The 21,059-nt window shown below is 66.7% G+C and carries 18 protein-coding genes; 15 read left to right on the forward strand and 3 right to left on the reverse strand.

Annotated features, from left to right (window positions below; all coding sequences use genetic code 11):
• Positions 1-143 precede the first annotated feature (143 nt).
• On the forward strand, positions 144-2,660 hold the full coding sequence (locus GUY23_RS05295) for a PhoX family protein (RefSeq protein ID WP_166970369.1): 2,517 nt from the start codon (positions 144-146) through the stop codon (positions 2,658-2,660).
• A gap of 121 nt (positions 2,661-2,781) precedes the next feature.
• Here GUY23_RS05295 and GUY23_RS05300 read toward each other — a convergent pair whose 3' ends face one another.
• On the reverse strand, positions 2,782-3,423 hold the full coding sequence (locus GUY23_RS05300; RefSeq protein ID WP_166970371.1) for a VOC family protein: 642 nt from the start codon (positions 3,421-3,423) through the stop codon (positions 2,782-2,784).
• Positions 3,424-3,566: 143 nt separating this feature from the next.
• On the reverse strand, positions 3,567-4,055 hold the full coding sequence (locus GUY23_RS05305) for an inorganic diphosphatase (protein ID WP_166970373.1): 489 nt from the start codon (positions 4,053-4,055) through the stop codon (positions 3,567-3,569).
• Between the two features lie 105 nt (positions 4,056-4,160).
• Between GUY23_RS05305 and dacB the strand changes: the two genes are divergently transcribed.
• The 3 genes from dacB to tilS are packed head-to-tail and all read left to right on the forward strand — an operon-like array spanning position 4,161 to position 7,748.
• Positions 4,161-5,702, forward strand: a complete 1,542-nt coding sequence (gene dacB / locus GUY23_RS05310) for a D-alanyl-D-alanine carboxypeptidase/D-alanyl-D-alanine endopeptidase (RefSeq protein WP_228282749.1) — start codon at positions 4,161-4,163, stop codon at positions 5,700-5,702.
• The gene (locus GUY23_RS05315; protein WP_166970377.1) at positions 5,699-6,715 is read left to right on the forward strand and encodes a zinc-dependent metalloprotease; all 1,017 of its coding nucleotides are present in this window, start codon (positions 5,699-5,701) and stop codon (positions 6,713-6,715) included. The genes dacB and GUY23_RS05315 overlap by 4 nt, the downstream gene beginning before the upstream one ends.
• Positions 6,708-7,748: a tRNA lysidine(34) synthetase TilS gene (gene tilS, locus GUY23_RS05320; RefSeq protein WP_166970380.1), complete on the forward strand. Its 1,041-nt coding sequence runs from the start codon at positions 6,708-6,710 to the stop codon at positions 7,746-7,748. The genes GUY23_RS05315 and tilS overlap by 8 nt, the downstream gene beginning before the upstream one ends.
• Here tilS and GUY23_RS05325 read toward each other — a convergent pair.
• Entirely contained in the window at positions 7,696-8,970 is a 1,275-nt protein-coding gene (locus GUY23_RS05325; protein ID WP_166970382.1) for an amidohydrolase family protein, read from the reverse strand. The two genes, tilS and GUY23_RS05325, sit on opposite strands and share 53 nt — an antisense overlap.
• Before the next feature lie 108 nt (positions 8,971-9,078).
• Between GUY23_RS05325 and GUY23_RS05330 the strand changes: the two genes are divergently transcribed.
• The 11 genes from GUY23_RS05330 (at position 9,079) to lysS (ending at position 21,057) form a co-directional block, all read left to right on the forward strand.
• Positions 9,079-10,350, forward strand: a complete 1,272-nt coding sequence (locus GUY23_RS05330) for an MFS transporter (RefSeq protein WP_166970384.1) — start codon at positions 9,079-9,081, stop codon at positions 10,348-10,350.
• Between the two features lie 46 nt (positions 10,351-10,396).
• Complete coding sequence (gene hpt, locus GUY23_RS05335) at positions 10,397-10,948, forward strand: hypoxanthine phosphoribosyltransferase (protein ID WP_166970386.1); 552 nt, start codon at positions 10,397-10,399, stop codon at positions 10,946-10,948.
• A 167-nt stretch (positions 10,949-11,115) separates the two neighbouring features.
• Positions 11,116-13,203, forward strand: coding sequence for an ATP-dependent zinc metalloprotease FtsH (gene ftsH, locus GUY23_RS05340; protein ID WP_166970388.1), 2,088 nt, complete (start codon positions 11,116-11,118; stop codon positions 13,201-13,203).
• Complete coding sequence (gene folE / locus GUY23_RS05345) at positions 13,203-13,826, forward strand: GTP cyclohydrolase I FolE (protein WP_166970390.1); 624 nt, start codon at positions 13,203-13,205, stop codon at positions 13,824-13,826. The genes ftsH and folE overlap by 1 nt, the downstream gene beginning before the upstream one ends.
• A gap of 55 nt (positions 13,827-13,881) precedes the next feature.
• A complete protein-coding gene (gene folP / locus GUY23_RS05350; RefSeq protein ID WP_208085558.1) occupies positions 13,882-14,790 on the forward strand; it encodes a dihydropteroate synthase in 909 nt (302 codons plus the stop codon).
• Entirely contained in the window at positions 14,787-15,698 is a 912-nt protein-coding gene (gene folK / locus GUY23_RS05355) for a 2-amino-4-hydroxy-6-hydroxymethyldihydropteridine diphosphokinase (protein ID WP_166970392.1), read from the forward strand. Before folP ends, folK begins: the two co-directional genes overlap by 4 nt.
• A gap of 34 nt (positions 15,699-15,732) precedes the next feature.
• Positions 15,733-16,194 carry a DUF3180 domain-containing protein gene (locus tag GUY23_RS05360; protein ID WP_166970394.1) on the forward strand — a complete coding sequence of 154 codons (462 nt, stop codon included), beginning with the start codon at positions 15,733-15,735 and terminating at the stop codon, positions 16,192-16,194.
• Positions 16,191-16,691, forward strand: a complete 501-nt coding sequence (locus GUY23_RS05365) for a PH domain-containing protein (protein WP_166970396.1) — start codon at positions 16,191-16,193, stop codon at positions 16,689-16,691. Before GUY23_RS05360 ends, GUY23_RS05365 begins: the two co-directional genes overlap by 4 nt.
• 2 nt (positions 16,692-16,693) lie before the next feature.
• Complete coding sequence (locus GUY23_RS05370; RefSeq protein WP_166970398.1) at positions 16,694-18,556, forward strand: PH domain-containing protein; 1,863 nt, start codon at positions 16,694-16,696, stop codon at positions 18,554-18,556.
• On the forward strand, positions 18,553-19,446 hold the full coding sequence (locus GUY23_RS05375; protein WP_166970400.1) for a Rossmann-like and DUF2520 domain-containing protein: 894 nt from the start codon (positions 18,553-18,555) through the stop codon (positions 19,444-19,446). The genes GUY23_RS05370 and GUY23_RS05375 overlap by 4 nt, the downstream gene beginning before the upstream one ends.
• A gap of 51 nt (positions 19,447-19,497) precedes the next feature.
• Complete coding sequence (lysS, locus tag GUY23_RS05380) at positions 19,498-21,057, forward strand: lysine--tRNA ligase (protein ID WP_166970402.1); 1,560 nt, start codon at positions 19,498-19,500, stop codon at positions 21,055-21,057.
• Positions 21,058-21,059: the final 2 nt, after the last annotated feature.

Here is a 21,059-nt window from a genome sequence, read left to right on the forward strand (position 1 = left end):
CCACCGGGCATTCACCTCGCGTTCATTGCCGGGTAGGGTCCGCGACAGGTGTCGGTGGGAGGGTCGATCGGGTGAGCCGACCGGTGTCGAGCCTCCTCCGCTGCAGGCGCCGGGTGGAACAACCAGAAACGAGGAGACATCCGATGAGAACCCTGCTGCCGATGGCCGACCATGTGCGAGGCAAACGCAGTCCCGTGACCTGCGCCCTGAAATGCGACAACGCCTGCCTCAAGGCCACCTGCAACACTTCGTCGAACGGATACTTCCGGGACATCGTGAGCGCGAAGCTCAGCCGTCGAGCGGTCCTCGGGGCCTCGGCCGCCGGAGCCCTTGCGATCGCCGTGACCTCGGCCCCGAGTCCGACTGCTCGCGGCGCGGCAGCCGCTGCCGTTGCCGCTGGCACCCTGACCTTCGACGCCATCGACCCGGTCCAGCACGAGGTCGACGAATTCGTCGTTCCCGAAGGCTATTCATGGCACCCGATCGTGCGGTGGGGCGACCCGTTGTTCCCGGACTCGCCGAAGTTCGACCCGGAGAAGCAGAGCCCCGAGTCGCAGCGCCGCCAGTTCGGTTACAACAACGACTTCCTGTCGATCCAGGTCGACGACGGCGACCCGAACCGGGCGGTGCTGTTCTCGAACCAGGAGTACACGAACGACGCCATCATGTACCCGACCGACATGGCCGCCGCGGACCAGCGGGCGATCAGTCGCGAAGCCCACGGACTGACCGTGGCCGAGCTGATCCGCAAGGACGAGAGATCCGCGTGGACAGTCGACGTCAACGGGCAGAAGAACCGGCGCTTCCTCATCGACACCGAATACGAGTTCACCGGCCCCGCAGCCGGTTCCGACCTGCTGCGGACGAAGGACTACCCAGGCGGCGACAAGGTTCAGGGCACGCTGGGCAACTGCTCGGGCGGACTGACCCCGTGGGGGACCCTGGTCTCCGGCGAGGAGAACTTCAACTCCTATTTCAGAACTCCGGGCACCTCGGCGGCTGACCAGCGCTACGGGTTGAGCAACGAGGAATCGGCCAACGGCTGGGAAGCCGACGTCGACCGCTTCGACACGAACAACGCCGGCTATGCGAACGAGACGAACCGGTTCGGCTGGATCGTCGAGGTCGACCCCTGGGACCCGAAGTCGACTCCGCGCAAGCACACGAACATGGGCCGGTTCAAGCACGAAGGCGCGAACATCACGATCTCCGACTCGGGCCACGCCGTGGCGTATATGGGTGATGACGAGAAGTTCGACTACCTGTACAAATTCGTGTCGAAGGACACCTATGTCGAGGGCGATCGGGAGCACAACAAGACCCTGCTCACCGAGGGCGACCTCTACGTCGCGAAGTTCACCGGCAACTCGCCGAGGTCCGAGATCGACGGCAGCGGAGACGTGCCCTCCGACGGTGAATTCGACGGCAGCGGTCAGTGGCTGCCGCTGATCAAGGACGGCAAGTCGCAGGTCTCGGGTTTCTCCGTCGAGGAGGTCCTCGTCAACACTCGGCTGGCTGCGGACAAGGTGGGGCCGACGAAGATGGATCGCTGTGAAGACGTCGAACCCAACCCGGTCAACGGCCGGATCTACGTCGCCTGCACGAACAACTCCGATCGCGGAGCCGAGGGAAAAGCCGGCGCCGATGAGGCGAACCCGCGCACCGAGAATCGCGACGGCCACATCGTCGAGATCACCGAACGCTCCGGCGACCACACCGGCACCGAGTTCGACTGGACCCTGCTCATCGTCTGCGGCGACCCGAAGCAGGGAGACGCCACCTACTTCTCGGGCTTCCCCGCCGACCAGGTCTCGCCGATCTCCTGTCCCGACAACGTCGCCTTCGACACCGCGGGCAACCTGTGGATCTCCACTGACGGTGCCCCCGACGGCATCGGCTACTGCGATGGGCTGTTCAAGGTGACCATCGACGGCGAGAACCGCGGACGCGTCGAACAGTTCCTCTCCGTGCCGCGTGAGGCCGAGGTCTGCGGGCCACTCGTCCACGATGAGTACGACTCGGCGTTCGTCGCCGTCCAGCACCCGGGGGAGGACGGCGAATGGTCCGATCAGCACTCGCAGTTCCCCGACTACGTGGACGCGACCGATGTCGAGGCAGGACTGGCCGCCCTGCCGCGTCCGACTGTCGTCCAGGTGATCAAGGGCGACGGAGGTTCGGCCCCCGATCCGACGGAGCCGCCCAAGGACCAGGACGCCGATGCCGACGGCGGCGACTCCGGTGACGATGACGGCGGTGCCGACGGTGACGGCGGTGGCGAGAATGCTGATGCCGGCGGGAACACGACCGGAACGGATGCCGACAGCTCCGGTTCGACTGCAGGATCCCAGGACGGAGCGAAGGATGCCGCCGCAGCCGGTGCGGCATCGAGCGCCGGCAGCGACGGCGGCTCCGGCTCCGGCGGGTCAGGGTCCGGCGGTTCCGGTGGCTCGGGCTCTGGTGGCTCCGGGGGTTCGGGTGCTGACGGCGGAGACCTGCCGTGGACGGGAACCGACAGCACTCTGCCGCTGCTCGGCGGCGGTGCCGGGCTGCTCGCCGTCGGCGGTGCGATGGCCACGGCCGCTCACATGCGCCGTAAGAACGGAGAGGCGGCCGAACCCGTGGCCGCGGAAGGCCCGACCGAGGAGACCGCCGGCGACTGACCCTCGGGGACCGAGACCCGCCGAGGAGTCTGACAGGGATCGAGACAACGCCGGAGCGCCGAGACCACTGTGTGTGCGCAGTGGTCTCGGCGCTCCGGCGTTGTCTCGGCGCTGAAGCGCCTCAGATCGTGGTGGGGCCGTTCTTCGTCTCGAAGCTCACCGACATGATGCCCGGCGTCCCGTGGGGCGCGGACCAGTCGATGTGGATCTCCGGGATCGGTTTGGCATCCTCGGTGCCCAGCCAGTCGCGCAGACGGTCACGATCCCCGGCGATCTGCAGGGTGTCGATGGCGACTTCGCTGTTGGTCTTGTAGGTCGACGGATGCTGGGAGGAATCGGCGGACCACTTGATGAAGAACGGAAGCTGGGGATCGGCGATGAGCCCCTTGACTCCGATCTGCAGCCACCTGAGTTCGAGACCGGACTCCGGTGTGCGGTTGCCGTCGACGGCCTTGCGCTCGAGGCGGGCTTCGACTTCGGCGAGATCATCGACCGAAACGCACCAGCCCATCCAACCGCCGCCGAGCTCGGAACGAGCCCGCACGGCCTGGCCGAACGGTGTGGACAGAGCGGCCGGATGTTCCAAGGCTTCGACGACTTCGAGATAGTGACCGTTCGCGAGGGGGAAGATGAGGTTTCTGGTGCCGAAACGTGGATGCACACCGCCGTCGTAGGGAACCACTCCGAGCTTCGCCGAGATCCGCTCGGCCGTTGCACGGTAGCCGTCAGGTTCACTGGCGTATGACACATGATCGAGTTTCATGACTCGACGATGGCATAACCTGGCTCACACTGCCCCTTAGGGTGACCTAAGAAATCGTGACCGCGGTCACTGTGCACAGACACACGACCGCCCGGATGAGATCATCCGGGCGGTCGAGTCCTGAGAACGACGAGGGCGCAGGCTCAGTGGCCCTCTGCCTTGAAGCGTTCGATCGAGGCGTTGACCTCGGCTTCGGCAGCCTCACGGCCGACCCAGTTCGAACCCTTGACGAACTTGCCGGGCTCGAGATCCTTGTACCGGGTGAAGAAGTGCTCGATCGAGTCGAGGGTGAACTTGTCCACATCCGAGATGTCGGTGTAGGAATCCCAGCGGGGGTCACCGGCGGGCACGGCGAGGACCTTGTCATCGCCGCCGGCTTCGTCCTCCATCTGGAACATGCCGATGGGGCGGACGTCGACGAGCACACCGGGGAACAGGGGCTCGGGCAGCAGCACGAGCACGTCGAGCGGGTCGCCGTCGTTGCCGAGGGTGTCTTCGATGAAGCCGTAGTCGGCGGGGTACTGCATCGAGGTGAAGAGGTAGCGGTCGAGCTTCACCCGACCGGTCTCGTGATCGACCTCGTACTTGTTGCGGGATCCGCGCGGGATCTCGATTGTGGCCAACAGTTCCATAGTGCTCCTTCACGGTTGGGGTGCATCACTAGAATAGATGGTACAAGTCCCCGTCACGTCCACCGACGGCGGCCGGATCGCGGTCGCCGAGGAATGAGAACGCGTTTGAACGACACTCCCGATGAGCCGGAGGTACCGAAGTCGACGGACCCCGAATCCCCACGCGCGGATCGCACGCAGCGGACACGCCGGCGGGGCAAAGCCGCAGGCATCACCGCCGGAGTCCTCGTCCTCCTCCTCGGCGGGTATGTGGCCGTCGACGCCTACGATCTCGTCCCCGACCTGCCCGGTTTCCTCACCACGGATCCGCAGATCGAGGTCCAGACCGTCCCCACTCCGCAGGCGCAGGCGAAGGACGTGCCCGCCCCCGCCTCGGCGGTGGATGACTCCGCCCCCGTGCCGACGACGGTTCCGAAGACGGTCGACGCCATCCTCAAGGATGCGAAGGTCAAGGGATTCGGCCTCGAGGTCCGTGACGGGCTGAGCGATGACGTGCTGTACGCGAAGGACGAGACGACACCGCGCACACCCGCCTCGGTGACGAAGGTGTTCACCGCGGCCGCGGCGCTGAAATCCATCGGCGGGCAGAACCGCCTGGCCACGACGACGAACTTCGACGAGTCCACCGACACCCTGACCCTGACCGGGGGAGGCGATCCGCTGCTCTCGGCGGGAGACTCCGACCCGGCCTCGGTCAACGGGCACGGCGGGCTGCGCACCCTTGCCGAGGACACCGCGGCTGCGCTCAAGGACGACGATGTCACCGAGGTGACGCTGAACCTGGATACGAGCCGCTACACCGGCGAGGACTTCTCTTCCGGGTGGGAGCGGGCGGACATCGCCAAGGGAGTCATCACCCCCATCCAACCGCTGATGATCGATACCGGCTACATCGGGTCGAAGGACCGCGAATGGCGTGCCCGCAGCGAACACCCGGCCGAGGATGCGCGCTCCGCGTTCGCGAAGGAACTGAAGCGGGCCGGCATCGACGTGGGCGAGGGGGACGGCGGCAAGGACGAGGACTCCGCAGGGGAGTCGGGAGGCGACTCGGCAGGCAGCACCGATGGCACTGACGATGCGAACGGCACCGAGCTCGCCCGGGTCGAGTCGGCGACGATCTCCGAGATCGTTGAGTACGCGCTCGTCCACAGCGACAACGTCGTCGCCGAGGTGCTCGGCAACGAAGTCGCCATCGCCGAGGGGCAGGACGGCAGCCTCACCGAAGGGCCGAAGGCGGTGCTCTCCGCACTGGACGAGACCGTCGACCTCGGTCGCACGCACCTCGTGGACACCTCGGGGCTGTCCTATGACAATCGGATCGCCCCGCACGATCTCACCACCGTCCTGCAGGCCTCGGTCGTCGCCGATGATTCCCTCGCCGGCCTCATCAGCTATTTTCCGGTCGGCGGACTCACCGGCACCCTGCACGATCGCTTCCTCGATGAGAAGAACGCCGCGGGTATCGTGCACGCGAAGACCGGCACGCTCTCAACCGTGACCTCCTTGGCCGGAGGCGTGCTCGACGCGGAAGGACGCTATCTCGTGTTCTCCATCCAGATCGACGACGTGGACAAGGACAAGATCCTGGAAGCCAGAAAGACCGTGGACGACATCGTCACCTCCCTCGCGGATTGCGGCTGCCGATGATCGTCGATGAGAAGTTCGCCGCCCGCACCGCCCGTGAGCTCGTCGCCGCGAAGAAGGTTCCCGACCCGGACGACCTCGATGCGCTCGTGACCGGGATGAAGGACAATGCGCTCACCGCGCAGGACCTCGTCCTCGACTCGTTCCTGCTCGAGCCCGACCACGCCGATGCGGTGCGCACCCGGTTGGCCGCCGGAACCGTGCTCGTCCTCGACCAGGTCAGCTGGGTCAAGGCCAATGCTCAGTCGATCAACGGCATGGTCGACGAAGCGGCCCTGCCGGCACCGGTCACCCCGGCCACAGCCAAGGGCGCCGGTGTCGAAGTTGCCGGGGTCCTGTCCCTGCTCTCGACCCGAGTGCTCGGACAGTTCGACCCCTTCGCCGTCGAGACCGGCAGACTGATGTTCGTCGCCCCCGCCGTGCTCATCGCCGAAGAGGCGATGGGCGTGAACCCGCGCGACTTCCGCATGTGGGTGGCCCTCCACGAAGCCACCCACCAGGTCCAGTTCGCGACCGCTCCGTGGCTGCGCGACCACATGCGCACCCTCCTCTCCGGGGTCGTGTCCACCCGGGTGACAATGCCCGGCGTCGGCGGAATCGTCGACCTCTTCGCCACTCTCGGTCGCATCATCAAGGGTGAGGCCAGCCTCGTCGACCTCATCCGCGATGATGAGATGCGTGCCGCCCTCGACGAGGCCACCGCGATCCTCTCCCTCCTCGAAGGTCATGCCGACGTCGTCATGGACGAGGTCGGAGCCGGGGTGATCCCCAGCGTGCGCCGCCTGCGGCGGAAGTTCGAAGCCCGCCGGGACGCAGGACAGGGCGGGTTCCTGTCGAATCTGCTGGGCATGGATCTCAAGCTCGCCCAATACCGCGACGGCGCGAAGTTCGTCCGGGCCGTGCGCCGCGAGGTCGGGCAGACTGGCTTCTCCCGCATCTACGCCGAACCCGCGAACCTGCCGTCGACGAACGAGATCCACCACCCGCAGCTCTGGCTCGACCGTGTCCATGGGTGAACCTCATCCGCCGAGGCGGCCGACCCTCGACCCGGCCAGCGGATCCGTCCGCAACGCCGTGCGGGCAGGGGTGGCCGAGGCGAGGTCCGTGGAATCGGACGCCGCCGGGTCGGATTCGGATGCCGTCCCGGGGGTCATCGTCGCCGTGTCCGGGGGAGCCGATTCGATGGCGCTGCTCCACGCGGTCGCCTTCCTCCACCGGCGCGGCGAGGTCCGCGCCCAGGCCGTGACCGTCGACCACGGACTCCAGACCGGGTCCGCCGAGGTGGCCCGCAGAGTCGTCGCCACCGCCGAATCCTGGGGCATGCCCGCCGAGATCCGCACCGTGACCATCACCGCCGGAGAAGAAGGACTCGAAGCCGCCGCCCGCGATGCCCGCTATGCGGCCCTCGAAGAGGCACGGAACACGGCCGGCGCCGACTGGATCCTCACCGCCCACACCCGCAGCGACCAGGCCGAGACCGTGCTGCTCGGTCTGATGCGCGGTTCGGGCACCCGTTCACTGGCGGGGATGAGCCCGCGCACCGGCCGAGTGCTGCGTCCCCTGCTCGGCCTCGACCGGGCGCAGACCGAATCCGCCTGCTCCGCGCAGGGCATCGAGGTCTGGAACGACCCGATGAACGACGACACCTCCTTCGCCCGCGTCCGCGCCCGGCGACTGCTCGCCGGCCTCGAGAACGACCTCGGTCAGCCGATCATCGCGAACCTCGCCCGCACCGCCGACCTGTGCCGCGCCGACGCCGATTTCCTCGACGCCCACGCCCAGGAGACGGGGGCCGCCTTCCTTCGCGTCGCTTCCGTGCCGGTGGGCGCCTTCACAACCCTCGACGACGCAGTGCTCGGCAGGGTCATCCGCGACTGGCTGCTCTCCCTCGGGGTGCCGGCACAGAACCTCGGCGCCGCACGCGTCGCCGAACTCATGACCCTCATCCGCAGCCGGCGCCGTGGCCGCCTGTCGCTGCCCGGCGACACCGAGGTCGTCATCGACCGCGGTCAGGTCGTGTTCCAAGCAGCTGCCCGCCCGAGGCGATGAGCCGGCCCGCTTTGAAAACGTCGCGGTCTGTCGGGCAGTCCATGATCGCCGAGGTGACCGTGTCGGCTTCGAGGAGAACGAAGTCGGCCGGGGCGCCGGGAGCCAGGCCGAAACTCTCGTCATCGACCAGCTCCGTACCGTCCGGGCGGGCTCCGGCCATCACCCGGGCACCTCCGCGGGAGGCGATGTCGAGGCAGCCTTCGATATCGGCATCACGCCGGAAGCTGTTCGTGAACGCCAGCTGCCAGGTCCGGCGCAGCAGGTCGCCGTCGCCGTAGGGGCTCCAGTAGTCGCGCTGACCGTCCTCACCGAGGCCGAGGGCGATGGAACGCTCAGCGATCAGCGCCTGCGGCAGCGTGCCCTTGGCCGGGGCCACCGTCGTCAGCGACACACCGGCGTCGGCGAGGACATCGAGGATCCGTGCGACCTCGGACTCGGGATTCGTATTCAGCGCAAAGGCATGGGAGACCGTGACCTGCCCGTCCATGCCGGCCGCCCGGGTGCGGGCCGCGATCTCCTCGAGCGAGAACAGTCCCGCCGTGCCTGCCTCGTGGAGGTGGATGTCGATGCCCTTGCCGTGCTTCTCCGCCAGTCCGAAGACGACGTCGAGGTGGGAGACCGGATCCCGGTCATACAGCAGCGGATCGAGTCCGCCGACGAGATCGGCGCCCTCGGACAGCGCCGCATCGAGCAGCTCCCGCACGCCCTGCTCGGCGACGACCCCGGCCTGTGGGAAGGCCACGATCTGGAAGTCGAGGACATCGGCGTGGGCGGTAAGGGCCTCCTTGACTCCGTGGAAGCGCTCAAGCCCGCAGTCGGCATCGACCTGGGCATGTGAACGGATGCGGGTCCCACCCGAAGCGATGATCTTCTCGATCGCAAAGGCAGCCTGAGCGGCGACACCGCGCTCACCGGACCGCCAGTTCTCCCGATCGTTCATGATGTAGCCGTGCAGGGTGCCGTCGGCGGTGTGCGGTCGGAAGGTCTGACCCATCCGATTCGAATCCAGATGGGCATGGACATCGCCGAGGCTGGGCAGCAGGATCCGCCCGGCACCGTCGATGACCTCATGGTCGGCCCCGGTCACCGGAACATCGGTCCCAGAGACCGGATCATGCGCGGCAGGGGAGAAGCCGGAGAACCGGCCCTCGGAGATTTCGACATCGACCGCCGGGGCCTCGGGCACTCTCGGAAACAGTCGGACATTCTTCACAGTCGTCATGGGCTCAGCCTATTCCTCTTCCGCCAAAACGGTATACCATCGGAGGCGGCGTGGGACTGTCGCCGTCCCCGCCGCCGATCGAGAACAAGCGTCTGAAAGGATGTGGCCATGACGACTTCGCCAGAACTCGGGTTCCGCCGGTCGCGCGGACTCGATGTGCTGGCACTGGCCTGCCTCATCCTCATCGCCGCCTCGCTGCGACCGGCCGCCTCATCGCTGGGACCCGTGCTGGCCGAGGTCACCGACGGGTTCGCACTCGCCGAATGGCAGACAGGTCTGCTCACGGCGCTGCCCGGCCTCGTCTTCGCGATCTGCGGCATCATCGCCGTGCCCCTGCTGAAGAGACTCGGGCTGTTTGCGAGCCTGGCGCTCAGCTGCGCCCTCATCGTCCTCGGCGTCGGGCTGCGCGCGGTGGTCGGGGAGTGGACGTTCTTCGCTCTGCTCACCGTCCTCGCGCTGGCCGGAATGTCGATCGGCAACGTCATCCTGCCCGTCTACGTCAAGACCCGGTTCCCGCACCGTCCCACGCTCGGGGCCACGGCCTTCACCGTCTCCCTCGGTCTCGGCTCGATGCTGCCGTCGCTGTTCACCGCCCCCATCGCCGAGGCGTTCGGCAGCTGGCGCTTCGGCCTCGGCTTCTGGCTCGTCATCCCACTGGCAGCTCTCATCACCTGGACCGTCCTGAAGCTGCTGGGTTCGGTTCCCGATCCCGGGCAGAAGCGCACCGAGGACGGTGAGGAGAGGAAGGACGAGCCGCCTCGGCGCCCTGTCTTCGCCTCTCCGAAGGCCCGCTACATGGCGATGTTCTTCGGACTCCAATCGGCCAACGCCTACGTCCAGTTCGGCTGGGTCCCGCAGATCTACCGCGACGCCGGCCTCGACCCGTTCCTCGCCGGGATCATGCTCACCATCGTCACCTTCGGCGGACTGCCCGGCGGATTCCTCGCCCCGCAGATCATCGTCCGCAGCATCGCCCCACGTGCGTTCCTCGTCTCCTTCGCCGCCAGCGCCGTCGCCGGCTATTTCGGCCTGCTGCTGGCTCCCGATACGCTGCCCGCACTGTGGGCGGTCTTCCTCGCCTACGGGGGATTCGCGTTCCCCGCCGCGCTCGCCCTCATCACCTCCCGTACCAGGAGCGTGTCCGTCACGGCCACCACCTCGGCGTTCGTGCAGTCCACCGGCTACGTCCTCGCCGCTGTCGGTCCCCTGGCCGTCGGTGGTCTGCTCGGCTTCAGCGGAGGCTGGAGTGTGCCGCTGATGTTCATGGTCGCAGTCTCCGCTCTCATGGGAATCACCGGCTGGGCCTCGGCGGGACCCGGCAGCGTCGACGACGAACTCGAACCACACGGCGACCCCGGTGGCACCGGGAGGAGAAACTGACCCATAATGGAATCTCCAGGCCCCCATCTGAGGAGAATCGACACTCGTGGACATCAACGATCTCGGCAATGACATCGACAAGGTACTCGTCTCGGAAGAGCAGATAGCCGCACGACTCGTTGAACTGGCAGCCGCCATCGATGAAGACTACAAAGACAAAGACATCCTCTTGGTCGGTGTGCTCAAAGGCGCCGTCATGGTCATGGCCGACCTCGCCCGGGCCCTGCACTCACCGGTGACGATGGACTGGATGGCCGTGTCCTCCTACGGATCGGGAACGAAGTCATCGGGCGTCGTGCGCATCCTCAAGGACCTCGACACCGACCTCACCGACCGGCACGTCCTCATCGTCGAGGACATCATCGACTCCGGCCTGACCCTGTCCTGGCTGGTCCAGAACCTGCGCACCCGCGGTGCCGCGACCGTCGAGATCTGCACGATGCTGCGCAAGCCCGAGGCCGTCAAGGTCGACATCGACGTCAAGTACGTCGGCTTCGACGTGCCCAACGAATTCGTCATCGGCTACGGCCTCGACTATGCCGAGAAATACCGCAACGTGCCCTTCGTGGCGACCCTGGCTCAGCACGTCTACAGCTGAGCCCGTTTTACGCTCGCGGCGAACCGGACTGCCTTCTGGGGCAGGCGGCGGAATAGATCCGCCCGGATTCGGGCTGTGCTGGTGCGAAGTACTAGGCTGTGGGGGATGTTCCCAGGCAGCCTCGGTAACCTGAAACGGTTGCCCACATCTTTTTCCTGAGAGGACTTATGGCCGAGTCGAAGAAACGTCGCCCGCTGCTCAACAAGGCGACGAGGGGCCCATTGGTCTGGATCGTCATGGCGCTGCTCGTGGTGTCGATCGGCGCTCTGCTCTTCAGTCAGACCGGTTTCAGCCAGATCGACACCGAACAGGGTCTGAAGCTGCTGGGAGACGACAAGGTCGAACAGGCGAAGATCGTCGACAAAGATCAGCGCGTCGACCTCACACTCAAGGACGACTACAAGGTCGACGGCAAGGACTTCGGCAAGAAGGTTCAGTTCTTCTACATCGAACAGCGCGGCGATCAGGTCGTCAAGGCTGTCGACTCCGCGAAGCCGGACAAGGGCTTCACCGATGAGGTGCCCAAACAGTCGTGGCTGATGTCGCTGCTGGGTACCCTCATCCCGTTCGTCATCATCTTCATCGTCTTCTGGTTCCTCATCTCCCAGATGTCGGGCGGGAAGATGATGAGCTTCGGCAAATCGAAGGCCAAGCTCGTCAACAAGGAGAACCCGGACGTCACGTTCAAGGACGTCGCCGGTGTGGACGAGGCCCTCGAGGAGCTCGAAGAGATCAAGGAGTTCCTCGCCGAACCTGAGAAGTTCAAGGCCGTCGGTGCGAAGATCCCCAAGGGCGTGCTCCTCTACGGCCAGCCCGGCACCGGTAAGACCCTGCTGGCGAAGGCCGTGGCCGGTGAGGCCGGAGTGCCGTTCTATTCGATCTCCGGCTCCGACTTCGTCGAGATGTACGTCGGCGTCGGCGCCTCGCGCGTCCGTGACCTCTTCGAACAGGCGAAGTCGAACGCCCCGTGCATCATCTTCATCGATGAGATCGACGCCGTCGGCCGCCAGCGCGGCGCCGGCATGGGCGGCGGACACGATGAGCGCGAACAGACGCTCAACCAGCTGCTCGTCGAGATGGACGGCTTCGACGTCAAGACCAACGTCATCCTCATCGCCGCGACGAACCGCCCCGACGTCCTCGACCCGGCCCTGCTGCGTCCCGGCCGCTTCGACCGACAGATCCCCGTCGAAGCCCCGGACATGAAGGGCCGCAAGCACATCCTCGAGGTCCACGCCGCCGACAAGCCGCTGGCCGACGAGGTCGACCTGGGCCAGGTGGCCAAGCGCACTCCCGGCTTCTCCGGTGCGGACCTCGCCAACGTCCTCAATGAGGCGGCCCTGCTCACCGCCCGTGAAGGCGCGAAGGTCATCGACAACCGGATCCTCGACGAAGCCATCGACCGCGTCATCGCCGGCCCGCAGAAGCGGACCCGTCTGATGAATGACAAGGAACGCCTCGTCACCGCCTACCACGAGGGCGGACACGCGCTGGTGGCTGCGGCTATGAACCAGACCGACCCGGTCACGAAGGTGACGATCCTCCCACGCGGTCGGGCACTGGGCTATACCATGGTGCTGCCGAGCGAGGACAAGTACTCCACCACCCGCAATGAGCTGCTCGACCAACTCGCCTACGCGATGGGAGGACGCGTCGCCGAGGAGATCGTCTTCCACGATCCGACGACGGGCGCCAGCAACGACATCGAGAAGGCGACGAACATCGCCCGGAAGATGGTCACCCAGTACGGCATGAGCGAGAAGCTGGGCATGGTCAAGATCGGCGACGACCAGTCCGAGCCCTTCGCCGGACGCGGCTACGGCGGCGGCGACGAATACGGCGACTCGACCCTGTCCTCGATCGACGTCGAGGTCCGCGGACTCATCGACTCCGCCCACGCCGACGCCTACTGGGCGCTGACCCACAACCGCGAGGTCCTCGACGACCTCGCCTACCAGCTGCTCGAACGGGAGACGCTCGACCAGGCGGCCCTCGACGCGATCTTCGCCTCGGTCGTCAAACGCCCCGTCCGCGACGTGTGGCTGGCTCATGACGACCGACCCGTGTCCGAACGCGGCCCCATCGATCCGCCGGCCCCGCAGAACGGCCGGACCACAGGTGAGGGCTCGACCGACGCCGAGGTGGACACCACCGACATTCCCGGAGCCGGGCCCTCGGGTGTGAGCGGACCGAACGTGCCGCAGAATCCGCCGGGACCGCAGAACCCGAACGACGACAGAGGGAACAGCATCTGATGGCCGACATCGAAGGGGCGGCCGCCGGTCTCGGTGCGCCCCCGGCAGGGCACGAGAACAAGGTCGACCAGGACCGCATCGCCGCTGCCGTGCGTGAGATCCTCATCGCCGTCGGTGAGGACCCCGACCGCGAAGGACTCGTCGAGACCCCCGGGCGGGTCGCTCGGGCCTATGAGGAGATCTTCGCCGGACTCCATCGCGAACCCTCAGAGGTCCTCGGCGTCACCTTCGACATCAGCCACGAAGAGCTCGTCCTCGTCCGCGACATCGACCTGTACTCGACGTGCGAGCACCATCTCGTTCCCTTCCACGGCGTCGCCCACATCGGCTACATCCCGAGCAAGCAGGGCAAGGTCACAGGCCTGTCGAAGCTCGCACGCCTCGTCGAGATCTACGCTCGCCGTCCGCAGGTCCAAGAGCGCCTGACCTCGCAGATCGCCGACGCCCTCGTCGAACACCTCGAACCGCAGGGCGTCATCGTCGTCGTCGAAGCCGAACACCTGTGCATGACGATGCGCGGAGTCCGCAAGCCCGGAGCCTCGACGATCACCTCGGCCGTGCGCGGGCAGCTGCGCGAAAGCGCCTCCCGAGCCGAAGCGATGAGTCTGATCCTCGGCCGCTAGAGACTCGGCCGTGAGAGAACCGACGATGGACATGTCTGCGAAGCAGGAGGCGACGATGCGCAATCCCGGACGACGCGAGAGCACGAAGATCATGGGCGTCCTCAACGTCACCCCCGACTCGTTCTCCGACGGAGGACTCTGGTTCGACCATGGCAGGGCCATCGCCCACGGGCTCGAACTCATGGCCGCCGGCGCCGACATCATCGACGTCGGAGGAGAGTCGACGAGGCCGGGCTCCGTGCGCGTCGACGAAGACGAAGAGCTGCGCCGCGTCATCCCCGTCGTCCGTGAACTCGCCTCCGCCGGTGCTGTGATAAGCGTCGACACGATGCGCTCCCGTGTCGCTCGGGACTCCCTGGCCGCCGGCGCCCACATCATCAACGATGTCTCCGCCGGTCAGTCCGACCCCACCATGCTCGCGCTCGCCGCGGAGTCCGCGGCACCCATCGTGCTCATGCACTGGCGCGGCCACCTCGACCAGGCAGCGGCGACTTTCCACTACGACGACGTCGTCGCCGAGGTGATCGACGAGCTGCGCACACGCATCGACGAAGCCATCGAGGTCGGGGTCGATCCTGCGAACATCATCGTCGACCCCGGGCTCGGATTCTCGAAGAACGCCGAACACAACTGGCAGATCCTCGCCGCCCTCGATGCGTTCTCCGCCCTCGACCACCGACTGCTCGTCGCCGCCAGCCGCAAACGCTTCATCTCCAGCCTCATCAGCCCCGAGGACCCGAAGCTCGCCGAACAGGCGGCCAAGGACCAGGCGACGGCCACGATCTCGGCCATCTCCGCACAAGCCGGAGCCTGGGCCGTCCGCGTCCACGATCCGGCCACCTCGGCGATCGCCTGCCGAGTCGTCGATGCCGTCGCCGACCACGACCCGGTGCACGTCGGGACGGACGACCTGGCCCGGACCGAGGGCTCTGCCCAGTCGACGAAGGGCGGGGGAGCGGTATGAGCGAGAGTGCGACAGGCACAGCCCCCGACCGGATCGAACTGCGCGGACTGCGCGTCCACGGCAACCACGGCGTCTTCGAATTCGAGAAGCGCGAGGGGCAGGACTTCGTCATCGACGTCACCCTGCACACCTCTGTGGCCCGGGCTGCGGCCACCGACGATCTCACCGAGACCATCCACTACGGCGAACTCGCCGAGGGCGTCGCCGGAATCGTCGAGAACACCACCTTCGACCTCATCGAGACCCTGGCCGAGACCATCGCCGACCACTGCCTGAGCCTGTGCGAGCACGTCGAGGTCGTCGTCCACAAGCCCTCCGCGCCGATCCAACGCACCTTCAACGACGTCAGAGTCAGCGTCGAACGCCGCCGCACCTCGGCCGCGAGCGGATCAGCCGGGTCGGCCGCACGCACCGAGGCCCACCTCAACCTCGGGGCCAACCTCGGCGACGCCCGTGACACCCTCGACCAGGCCGTCGAGGCGCTCGAGCGGCACCCGGAGATCAGCGTGGAGAAGCGCTCCTCGCTCTACCGGACGGCACCCTGGGGTGGGGTCGAGCAGAACGACTTCCTCAACCTCGGTCTCATCGTCACCACCACCCTCACCGCCGCCGAACTGTTGGCGGTCGCCCAAGGCATCGAAGTCGCCTTCGGGCGCACCCGGGAGCTGCGCTGGGGCCCGCGCACACTCGACATCGACCTCATCTGCTTCGGCACCGGCGACGACGAACTGGTCAGCGACACCGAGCGTCTGACACTGCCGCACCCGCGCGCCCATGAACGCGCCTTCGTGCTCGCCCCCTGGGCCGAGCTCGACGGCGACGTGACCGTGCTGACCCCGCAGGGCAGACGCCCGATCGGCGAGCTGCTCCACGACCTCGACGACCAAGAAATCAGCCGGATCACCTGACCGAGACCGACCGCGATCTGAGAGACTGGATTCCATGCAGAGAACCTCCTCGTCCACCCTCGCCGTCTGGGCCGTGATCGGCACGGTGCTCGCGGTCGTGGTCGACGTGGTGCTCGAAAGCCAGGGCTTCGCCCTGTCCGGCCTGCCGTGGTTCGCGATCATCGGCATGCTCGTCCTCGCCGCCGTCCTGCTCGTCCTCGGATGGCCGATCAAGAAGTGGAACGACGGAGACCGGACCAAGGAGATCGACCCGCTCCAAGCCGCTCGGGTCGCCGTCATGGCCAAGGCCAGCGCCCTGACTGGAGCGGGCCTGGCCGGCTGGTACCTCGGCAACGCCGGCTACTACTTCCTGTCGGCGCCGGGCATCCGCAACGATCTCGCGGCAGGTATGCTTGTCGCGATGATCTCGGCCGCGGCACTTATGATCGTCGGCATCATCGTCGAGGGATTCTGCGAGATCCCGCCCCAAGACCCGCCTGGAGCTGAAACCGCATGAACCGTGACCTCTCGTTCTCCATCGGAGCAGATGTGCCCTTCAACCGGGTGAGTCCGAAGTACGGACTCAAAGAAGTCCTCGCCTCGCTGACCCTGCTCATCCCGATGCTCATCGTCGCCCTGGTCTTCGCGATCATCTACACCGCCGATGTGCCGTGGCTCCATGCCATCTGGGCGGCCGTCCTCGTCTACGGGATCATCTCCACCATCGTCATCCTCCGCCAGGCGCGGGCCATCGGCTACGCCGAACGCGAGGACGATCTGCTCGTGCGCCGCGGCATCATGTTCCACAGAGCCACGGTCGTGCCCTACGGGCGTCTGCAGTTCGTCGATGTCGACGCCGGCCCCATCGACCGCATGTTCGGCCTGGCCACCGTCAAACTCCACACCGCCTCGGCGGCGACCGATGCGACGATCCCCGGACTGCCCCGGGCTGAGGCCGATCGGCTGCGCGACAGTCTCGCCGGGCTCGGCCAAGCCAACCTGGCGGGACTGTGACGATGAGCGAGGAACCGATCACCGGACCCGAGCCGGCGCACGACCCCACCGGTCAGGCGGGTACCGATCCCACCCTCGCCGAGGCTCTCCACGGTGCCGCCGCCCCCGAGGTATGGCACCGCGTCCACCCCCTGACCCCGATCCTCGAGAGCCTCGCGGTCCTCGTCGGTATTGTCATCGCCGCCGCGTACGGCCTGCAGAACTTCTTCCAGTCGGCCGTCGAGGACCTCGCCTCCGGCAAGTCCGTCGACCTCACCTTCGCCGGATGGCTGCGCTCTCATCCAGTCGTGATCCTCGCGGTCGTCGGCGGGATCATCCTCGTGCTCCTGCTCGTCGCGTTCTTCAGCTGGTTGGCGTGGAGGGTGATGGGCTACCGCGTCGACACCGAATCCATCTACTACCGTCGCGGACTCATCTCGAAGAAGCTACGCAAGGCACGTCTCGACCGTGTGCAGTCGATCGACCTGCAGCAGAAGCTGCTGCCCCGGGTGCTGGGCATGGCCGAACTCGTCTTCGACGTCGCCGGCGGCACGGACTCGAACATCTCGCTCAAGTACCTCTCGAAGCGGAGAGCCGAAGAGCTGCGCGACGAACTGCTCACCGCAGTGCGCGCGAAGAAGCAGAAGTCCGCCGAGGCGGGCCCCGCCACAGGTGCGCACCCGCCCCTTCCCGATAACGGGGAGATGGATACCCGTGGCGAGCAGTCCGGTGAGACGGCGGCTGCGTCCGGAGAGGCGGGCCCCGCGCCGACGGGGTCAGCGGCGGATTCCTCCGCAGGCGGTCGAAGCACCGAGCAGGGGATTCCCGAACGCAGCGGCGACAGCATCGGCGTGCGTCTGGGCAAACGCCTCGGATCCATGGCCGATGACTTCTCCCACGAAGCCGAAGGCAGCCTCAACGAACTGCTCGCCCCCTACAACCTCTCGGCGAACGTCGGTAAGGAGGGCGAGATCATCCGCGTACCCGTCCACCGGGTCGTCGCCTCATCCCTGCTCAAGACCGAGACCCTCATCTCCGCCGTCATCGTCGTCATCCTCATCGCCATGGCCGTCGTCTTCCTGGTGCTGGGGATCCGCGAGGCCTTCATTCCGATCCTGGTCGGTGCCCTTCCCGGCGTCTTCGCCACCTTCTCGGTGTTCAAGAAGAATCTCGACAATGCCAACTTCGTCGTCCGCCTCGGTGAGAACGGACTCGCCGTCAATCACGGGCTCTTTGCGACCTCGCGGAAGGTCATCCCACTCGATCGGATCCAAGCCGTATGCCTCCATCAGCCGCTGCTGTGGCGGTGGTCCGGATGGTGGCAGGCCGAATACAACATCGCCAGTGCCGGTGGGAAGAACGACTCGAACCTGCTGCTGCCGGTCGGCAGCGTCGATCAGGCGCTGCTCATGGTCGGTCTCGCGCTGCCCGACCCCCAGCTGCCTGAGGGAGTCAGCGCGGACACCCTGGTGCGCTCGGCGATGTACGACCGGAAATCCGAGGACCCTCGGGCCGAGGTGGCCGAGGCGCTCTTCCACCCGCAGCCGCGATCCTCTCGGTTCATCGATCCGCTGGTGTGGAAGCGTCGGGCCTACGCACTCACCGAGTCGATGCTCGTCCTCCGCCTCGGCGCTCTGGGCCGCCGCGTCGACTTCGTGCCTCATGTGCGGGTGCAGTCCCTGCACTACCGGCAGGGACCGCTGATGCGCGCGCTCGGACTCGGCACCGTCGCCGTGCACTCGACGGCCGGCCCGATCGACCCGCGCGTAACCCACCAGAGCGAGGCCGAGGCAAAACGGTTCTTCAACGAGCACGCCGAACGGACACGACTGGCCAGGCAGAGCTATGACGACGAGGCCCGCATCGCCAGGGAAGGACGAGGATGAGTCAGGACGAGGCGCCCAGGCTGGGCATCGGCATCATCGGCTGCGGTCGAGTCGGAGCGAGCATCGGAGCGGCCTGGCGGCAGTCCGGGCACGCGATCATCGGAGTCAGCGCCACCTCGGCGGCCAGTCGCGAACGCGCCGCGGATATGCTGCCCGGCGTGCCGATCCTCGATCCCGACGACATCACCGAACGCGCCGAACTCGTGCTCCTCGCCGTTCCGGATGATGAGATCGCGCCCCTGGTCACAGGTCTGGCGAATCTCGGCCGAATCCATTCCGGGCAGATCCTCGTCCACTGCTCGGGCCGGTACGGAACGGATGTGCTCGAAGCCGGGACCCGCCTCGGCGCTCTGCCCATCGCTCTGCACCCGTCGCTGACGTTCACGGGCACCGACGTCGACCTCAACCGGCTGCGACAGGCGACGATCGCCGTCACGGCGCCCGCGCCGATCCGACCGGTCGGGGAAGCGCTTGTGGTCGAGCTCGGTGCCGAACCGATCGAAATCGCCGAAGCCGACCGCCCGCTCTACCACGCGGCCATCACCCACGCGTCGAACCATTCGATCACGATCATCGCCGAAGCCATGGAGATGCTCGCCGAGGCGGGGGTCGAGGATCCGTCCCACGTCCTCAACGCCCTCATCGAGGCAAGCACCGCGAACACCCTGCAGAACGGGGCGAAAGCGCTGACAGGACCCGTCAGCCGCGGTGACGTCGGCACGGTCGAGGCGCACCTGGCGGCGCTGAGCGAATACAGTCTGAACCGGTCGAATCCCGCGGCGCGCAACAGCTACATCGCGCTGGCACGGTCGACGACGGCGAAGGCGCTGGCGATGGGACGCATCACCGAGGCGGCCGCGCAGGAGATCCTCGGCGTCCTCGACGTGTGAGCGAGGGCATCCGAATTCCCCCTCGCAGCGGGTGCACGGTAGCCTTGAACCATGGCGAATACCGAGTCGAAGACCACTGAGAACGCAGACCTTTCACCCGAACATCTCGATCCGGAGCAGATCCGGATCCGGAAGGAAAAGCGGCAGCGTCTCCTCGACGACGGCACCGAAGCCTACCCCGTCGAGGTTCCGCGCACCCATACCCTGACCGAGGTCCACGCCGTCCACGACGGGCTCGAAGCCGGAGACGAGACCGAGGACATCGTCGGCGTCGTCGGCCGCGTCGTCTTCGTCCGCACCACCGGCAAGCTGTGCTTCGTCACCCTCCAGTCCGGCGACGGCACCCGCCTGCAGGGCATGCTCTCGCTGCGCGAGGTCGGCCAGGAACGACTCGACGAGTTCAAGACCGATGTCGACCTCGGTGACTTCCTGTTCCTGCACGGACGCGTCATCAAGTCCAAGCGCGGTGAGCTCTCGGTGCTCGCCGACTCCTGGACCCTGGCGTCGAAGGCACTGCGTCCGCTGCCGGGCCTGCACACCGAACTCGCTGAGGACACCCGCGTGCGCCAGCGCTACCTCGACCTCATCACCCGCGAACAGGCACGCGAGACGATGCTCACCCGCGCGAAGGTGATGTCTTCGCTGCGCCAGACCTTCGCCGAACAGGACTTCGTCGAGATCGAGACACCGATGCTGCAGACCATGCACGGCGGCGCATCGGCACGTCCGTTCAAGACGCACATGAATGCCTACGACATCGACATGTACCTGCGCATTGCGCCCGAGCTGTTCCTCAAGCGGGCCATCGTCGGCGGCATCGAGAACGTCTTCGAGATCAACCGCAACTTCCGCAATGAAGGCGCCGACTCCACACATTCCCCGGAGTTCGCGATGCTCGAGGCCTACCAGTCCTACGGCGACTACCATTCGATCGCGGAACTGACCAAGACCCTGATCCAGAACGCGGCGCAGAACGCCACCGGTTCGCTCGTCGTCACCCTCGACGACGGCACGGAGTACGACTTCGGCGGCGACTGGGCGGTCGTGAGCATGTACGAATCGCTGTCACAGGAGTCCGGAGTCGAAGTCACCCCGGAAACCGGTCTCGACGTGCTGGACAAGATCGCTGCGGATCACGGCGTCGACCTGTCCGGAGTCTTCCGCTCGCACGGCAAGTACGTCGAAGAGCTGTGGGAGCACTTCTACCAGGACAGGCTGTGGGAACCGACCTTCGTCACCGACTTCCCCGTCGACACCTCACCGCTGGTGCGAGAGCACCGGGAGAAGAAGGGCGTCGTCGAGAAGTGGGACCTCTACGTGCGCGGCTTCGAACTGGCCACCGGCTATTCCGAGCTCGTCGACCCGGTCATCCAGCGCCAGCGCTTCGAAGCGCAGGCCGCCGACGCCGCCCGCGGCGACGACGAAGCCATGGGCCTCGACGAGGACTTCCTCATGGCGATGGAGCACGGAATGCCGCCGACCGGAGGCATGGGCATGGGCCTCGACCGCCTGCTCATGGCTCTGACGGGCCTGGGGATCCGCGAAACCATTCTCTTCCCCTTCACGAAGCCCTTGGCGGCTTCACACGAGGACACAGCCGAGGAGGGCTGACA

The sequence above is a fragment of the Brevibacterium atlanticum genome (assembly GCF_011617245.1).
GTDB lineage: Bacteria > Actinomycetota > Actinomycetes > Actinomycetales > Brevibacteriaceae > Brevibacterium > Brevibacterium atlanticum.

Excerpts from the sequence above, each read along its gene's own strand:
- tilS (WP_166970380.1), top strand. The coding sequence starts at position 6,708 with ATGGGTGAACCTCATCCGCCGAGGCGGCCGACCCTCGACCCGGCCAGC.
- ftsH (WP_166970388.1), top strand. The coding sequence starts at position 11,116 with ATGGCCGAGTCGAAGAAACGTCGCCCGCTGCTCAACAAGGCGACGAGG.
- folE (WP_166970390.1), top strand. The coding sequence starts at position 13,203 with ATGGCCGACATCGAAGGGGCGGCCGCCGGTCTCGGTGCGCCCCCGGCA.
- GUY23_RS05360 (WP_166970394.1), top strand. The coding sequence starts at position 15,733 with ATGCAGAGAACCTCCTCGTCCACCCTCGCCGTCTGGGCCGTGATCGGC.
- folP (WP_208085558.1), top strand. The coding sequence starts at position 13,882 with ATGCGCAATCCCGGACGACGCGAGAGCACGAAGATCATGGGCGTCCTC.
- GUY23_RS05370 (WP_166970398.1), top strand. The coding sequence starts at position 16,694 with ATGAGCGAGGAACCGATCACCGGACCCGAGCCGGCGCACGACCCCACC.
- GUY23_RS05330 (WP_166970384.1), top strand. The coding sequence starts at position 9,079 with ATGACGACTTCGCCAGAACTCGGGTTCCGCCGGTCGCGCGGACTCGAT.
- lysS (WP_166970402.1), top strand. The coding sequence starts at position 19,498 with ATGGCGAATACCGAGTCGAAGACCACTGAGAACGCAGACCTTTCACCC.
- GUY23_RS05375 (WP_166970400.1), top strand. The coding sequence starts at position 18,553 with ATGAGTCAGGACGAGGCGCCCAGGCTGGGCATCGGCATCATCGGCTGC.
- GUY23_RS05305 (WP_166970373.1), bottom strand. The coding sequence starts at position 4,055 with ATGGAACTGTTGGCCACAATCGAGATCCCGCGCGGATCCCGCAACAAG.
- GUY23_RS05325 (WP_166970382.1), bottom strand. The coding sequence starts at position 8,970 with ATGACGACTGTGAAGAATGTCCGACTGTTTCCGAGAGTGCCCGAGGCC.
- GUY23_RS05315 (WP_166970377.1), top strand. The coding sequence starts at position 5,699 with ATGATCGTCGATGAGAAGTTCGCCGCCCGCACCGCCCGTGAGCTCGTC.
- GUY23_RS05365 (WP_166970396.1), top strand. The coding sequence starts at position 16,191 with ATGAACCGTGACCTCTCGTTCTCCATCGGAGCAGATGTGCCCTTCAAC.
- GUY23_RS05300 (WP_166970371.1), bottom strand. The coding sequence starts at position 3,423 with ATGAAACTCGATCATGTGTCATACGCCAGTGAACCTGACGGCTACCGT.
- folK (WP_166970392.1), top strand. The coding sequence starts at position 14,787 with ATGAGCGAGAGTGCGACAGGCACAGCCCCCGACCGGATCGAACTGCGC.
- GUY23_RS05295 (WP_166970369.1), top strand. The coding sequence starts at position 144 with ATGAGAACCCTGCTGCCGATGGCCGACCATGTGCGAGGCAAACGCAGT.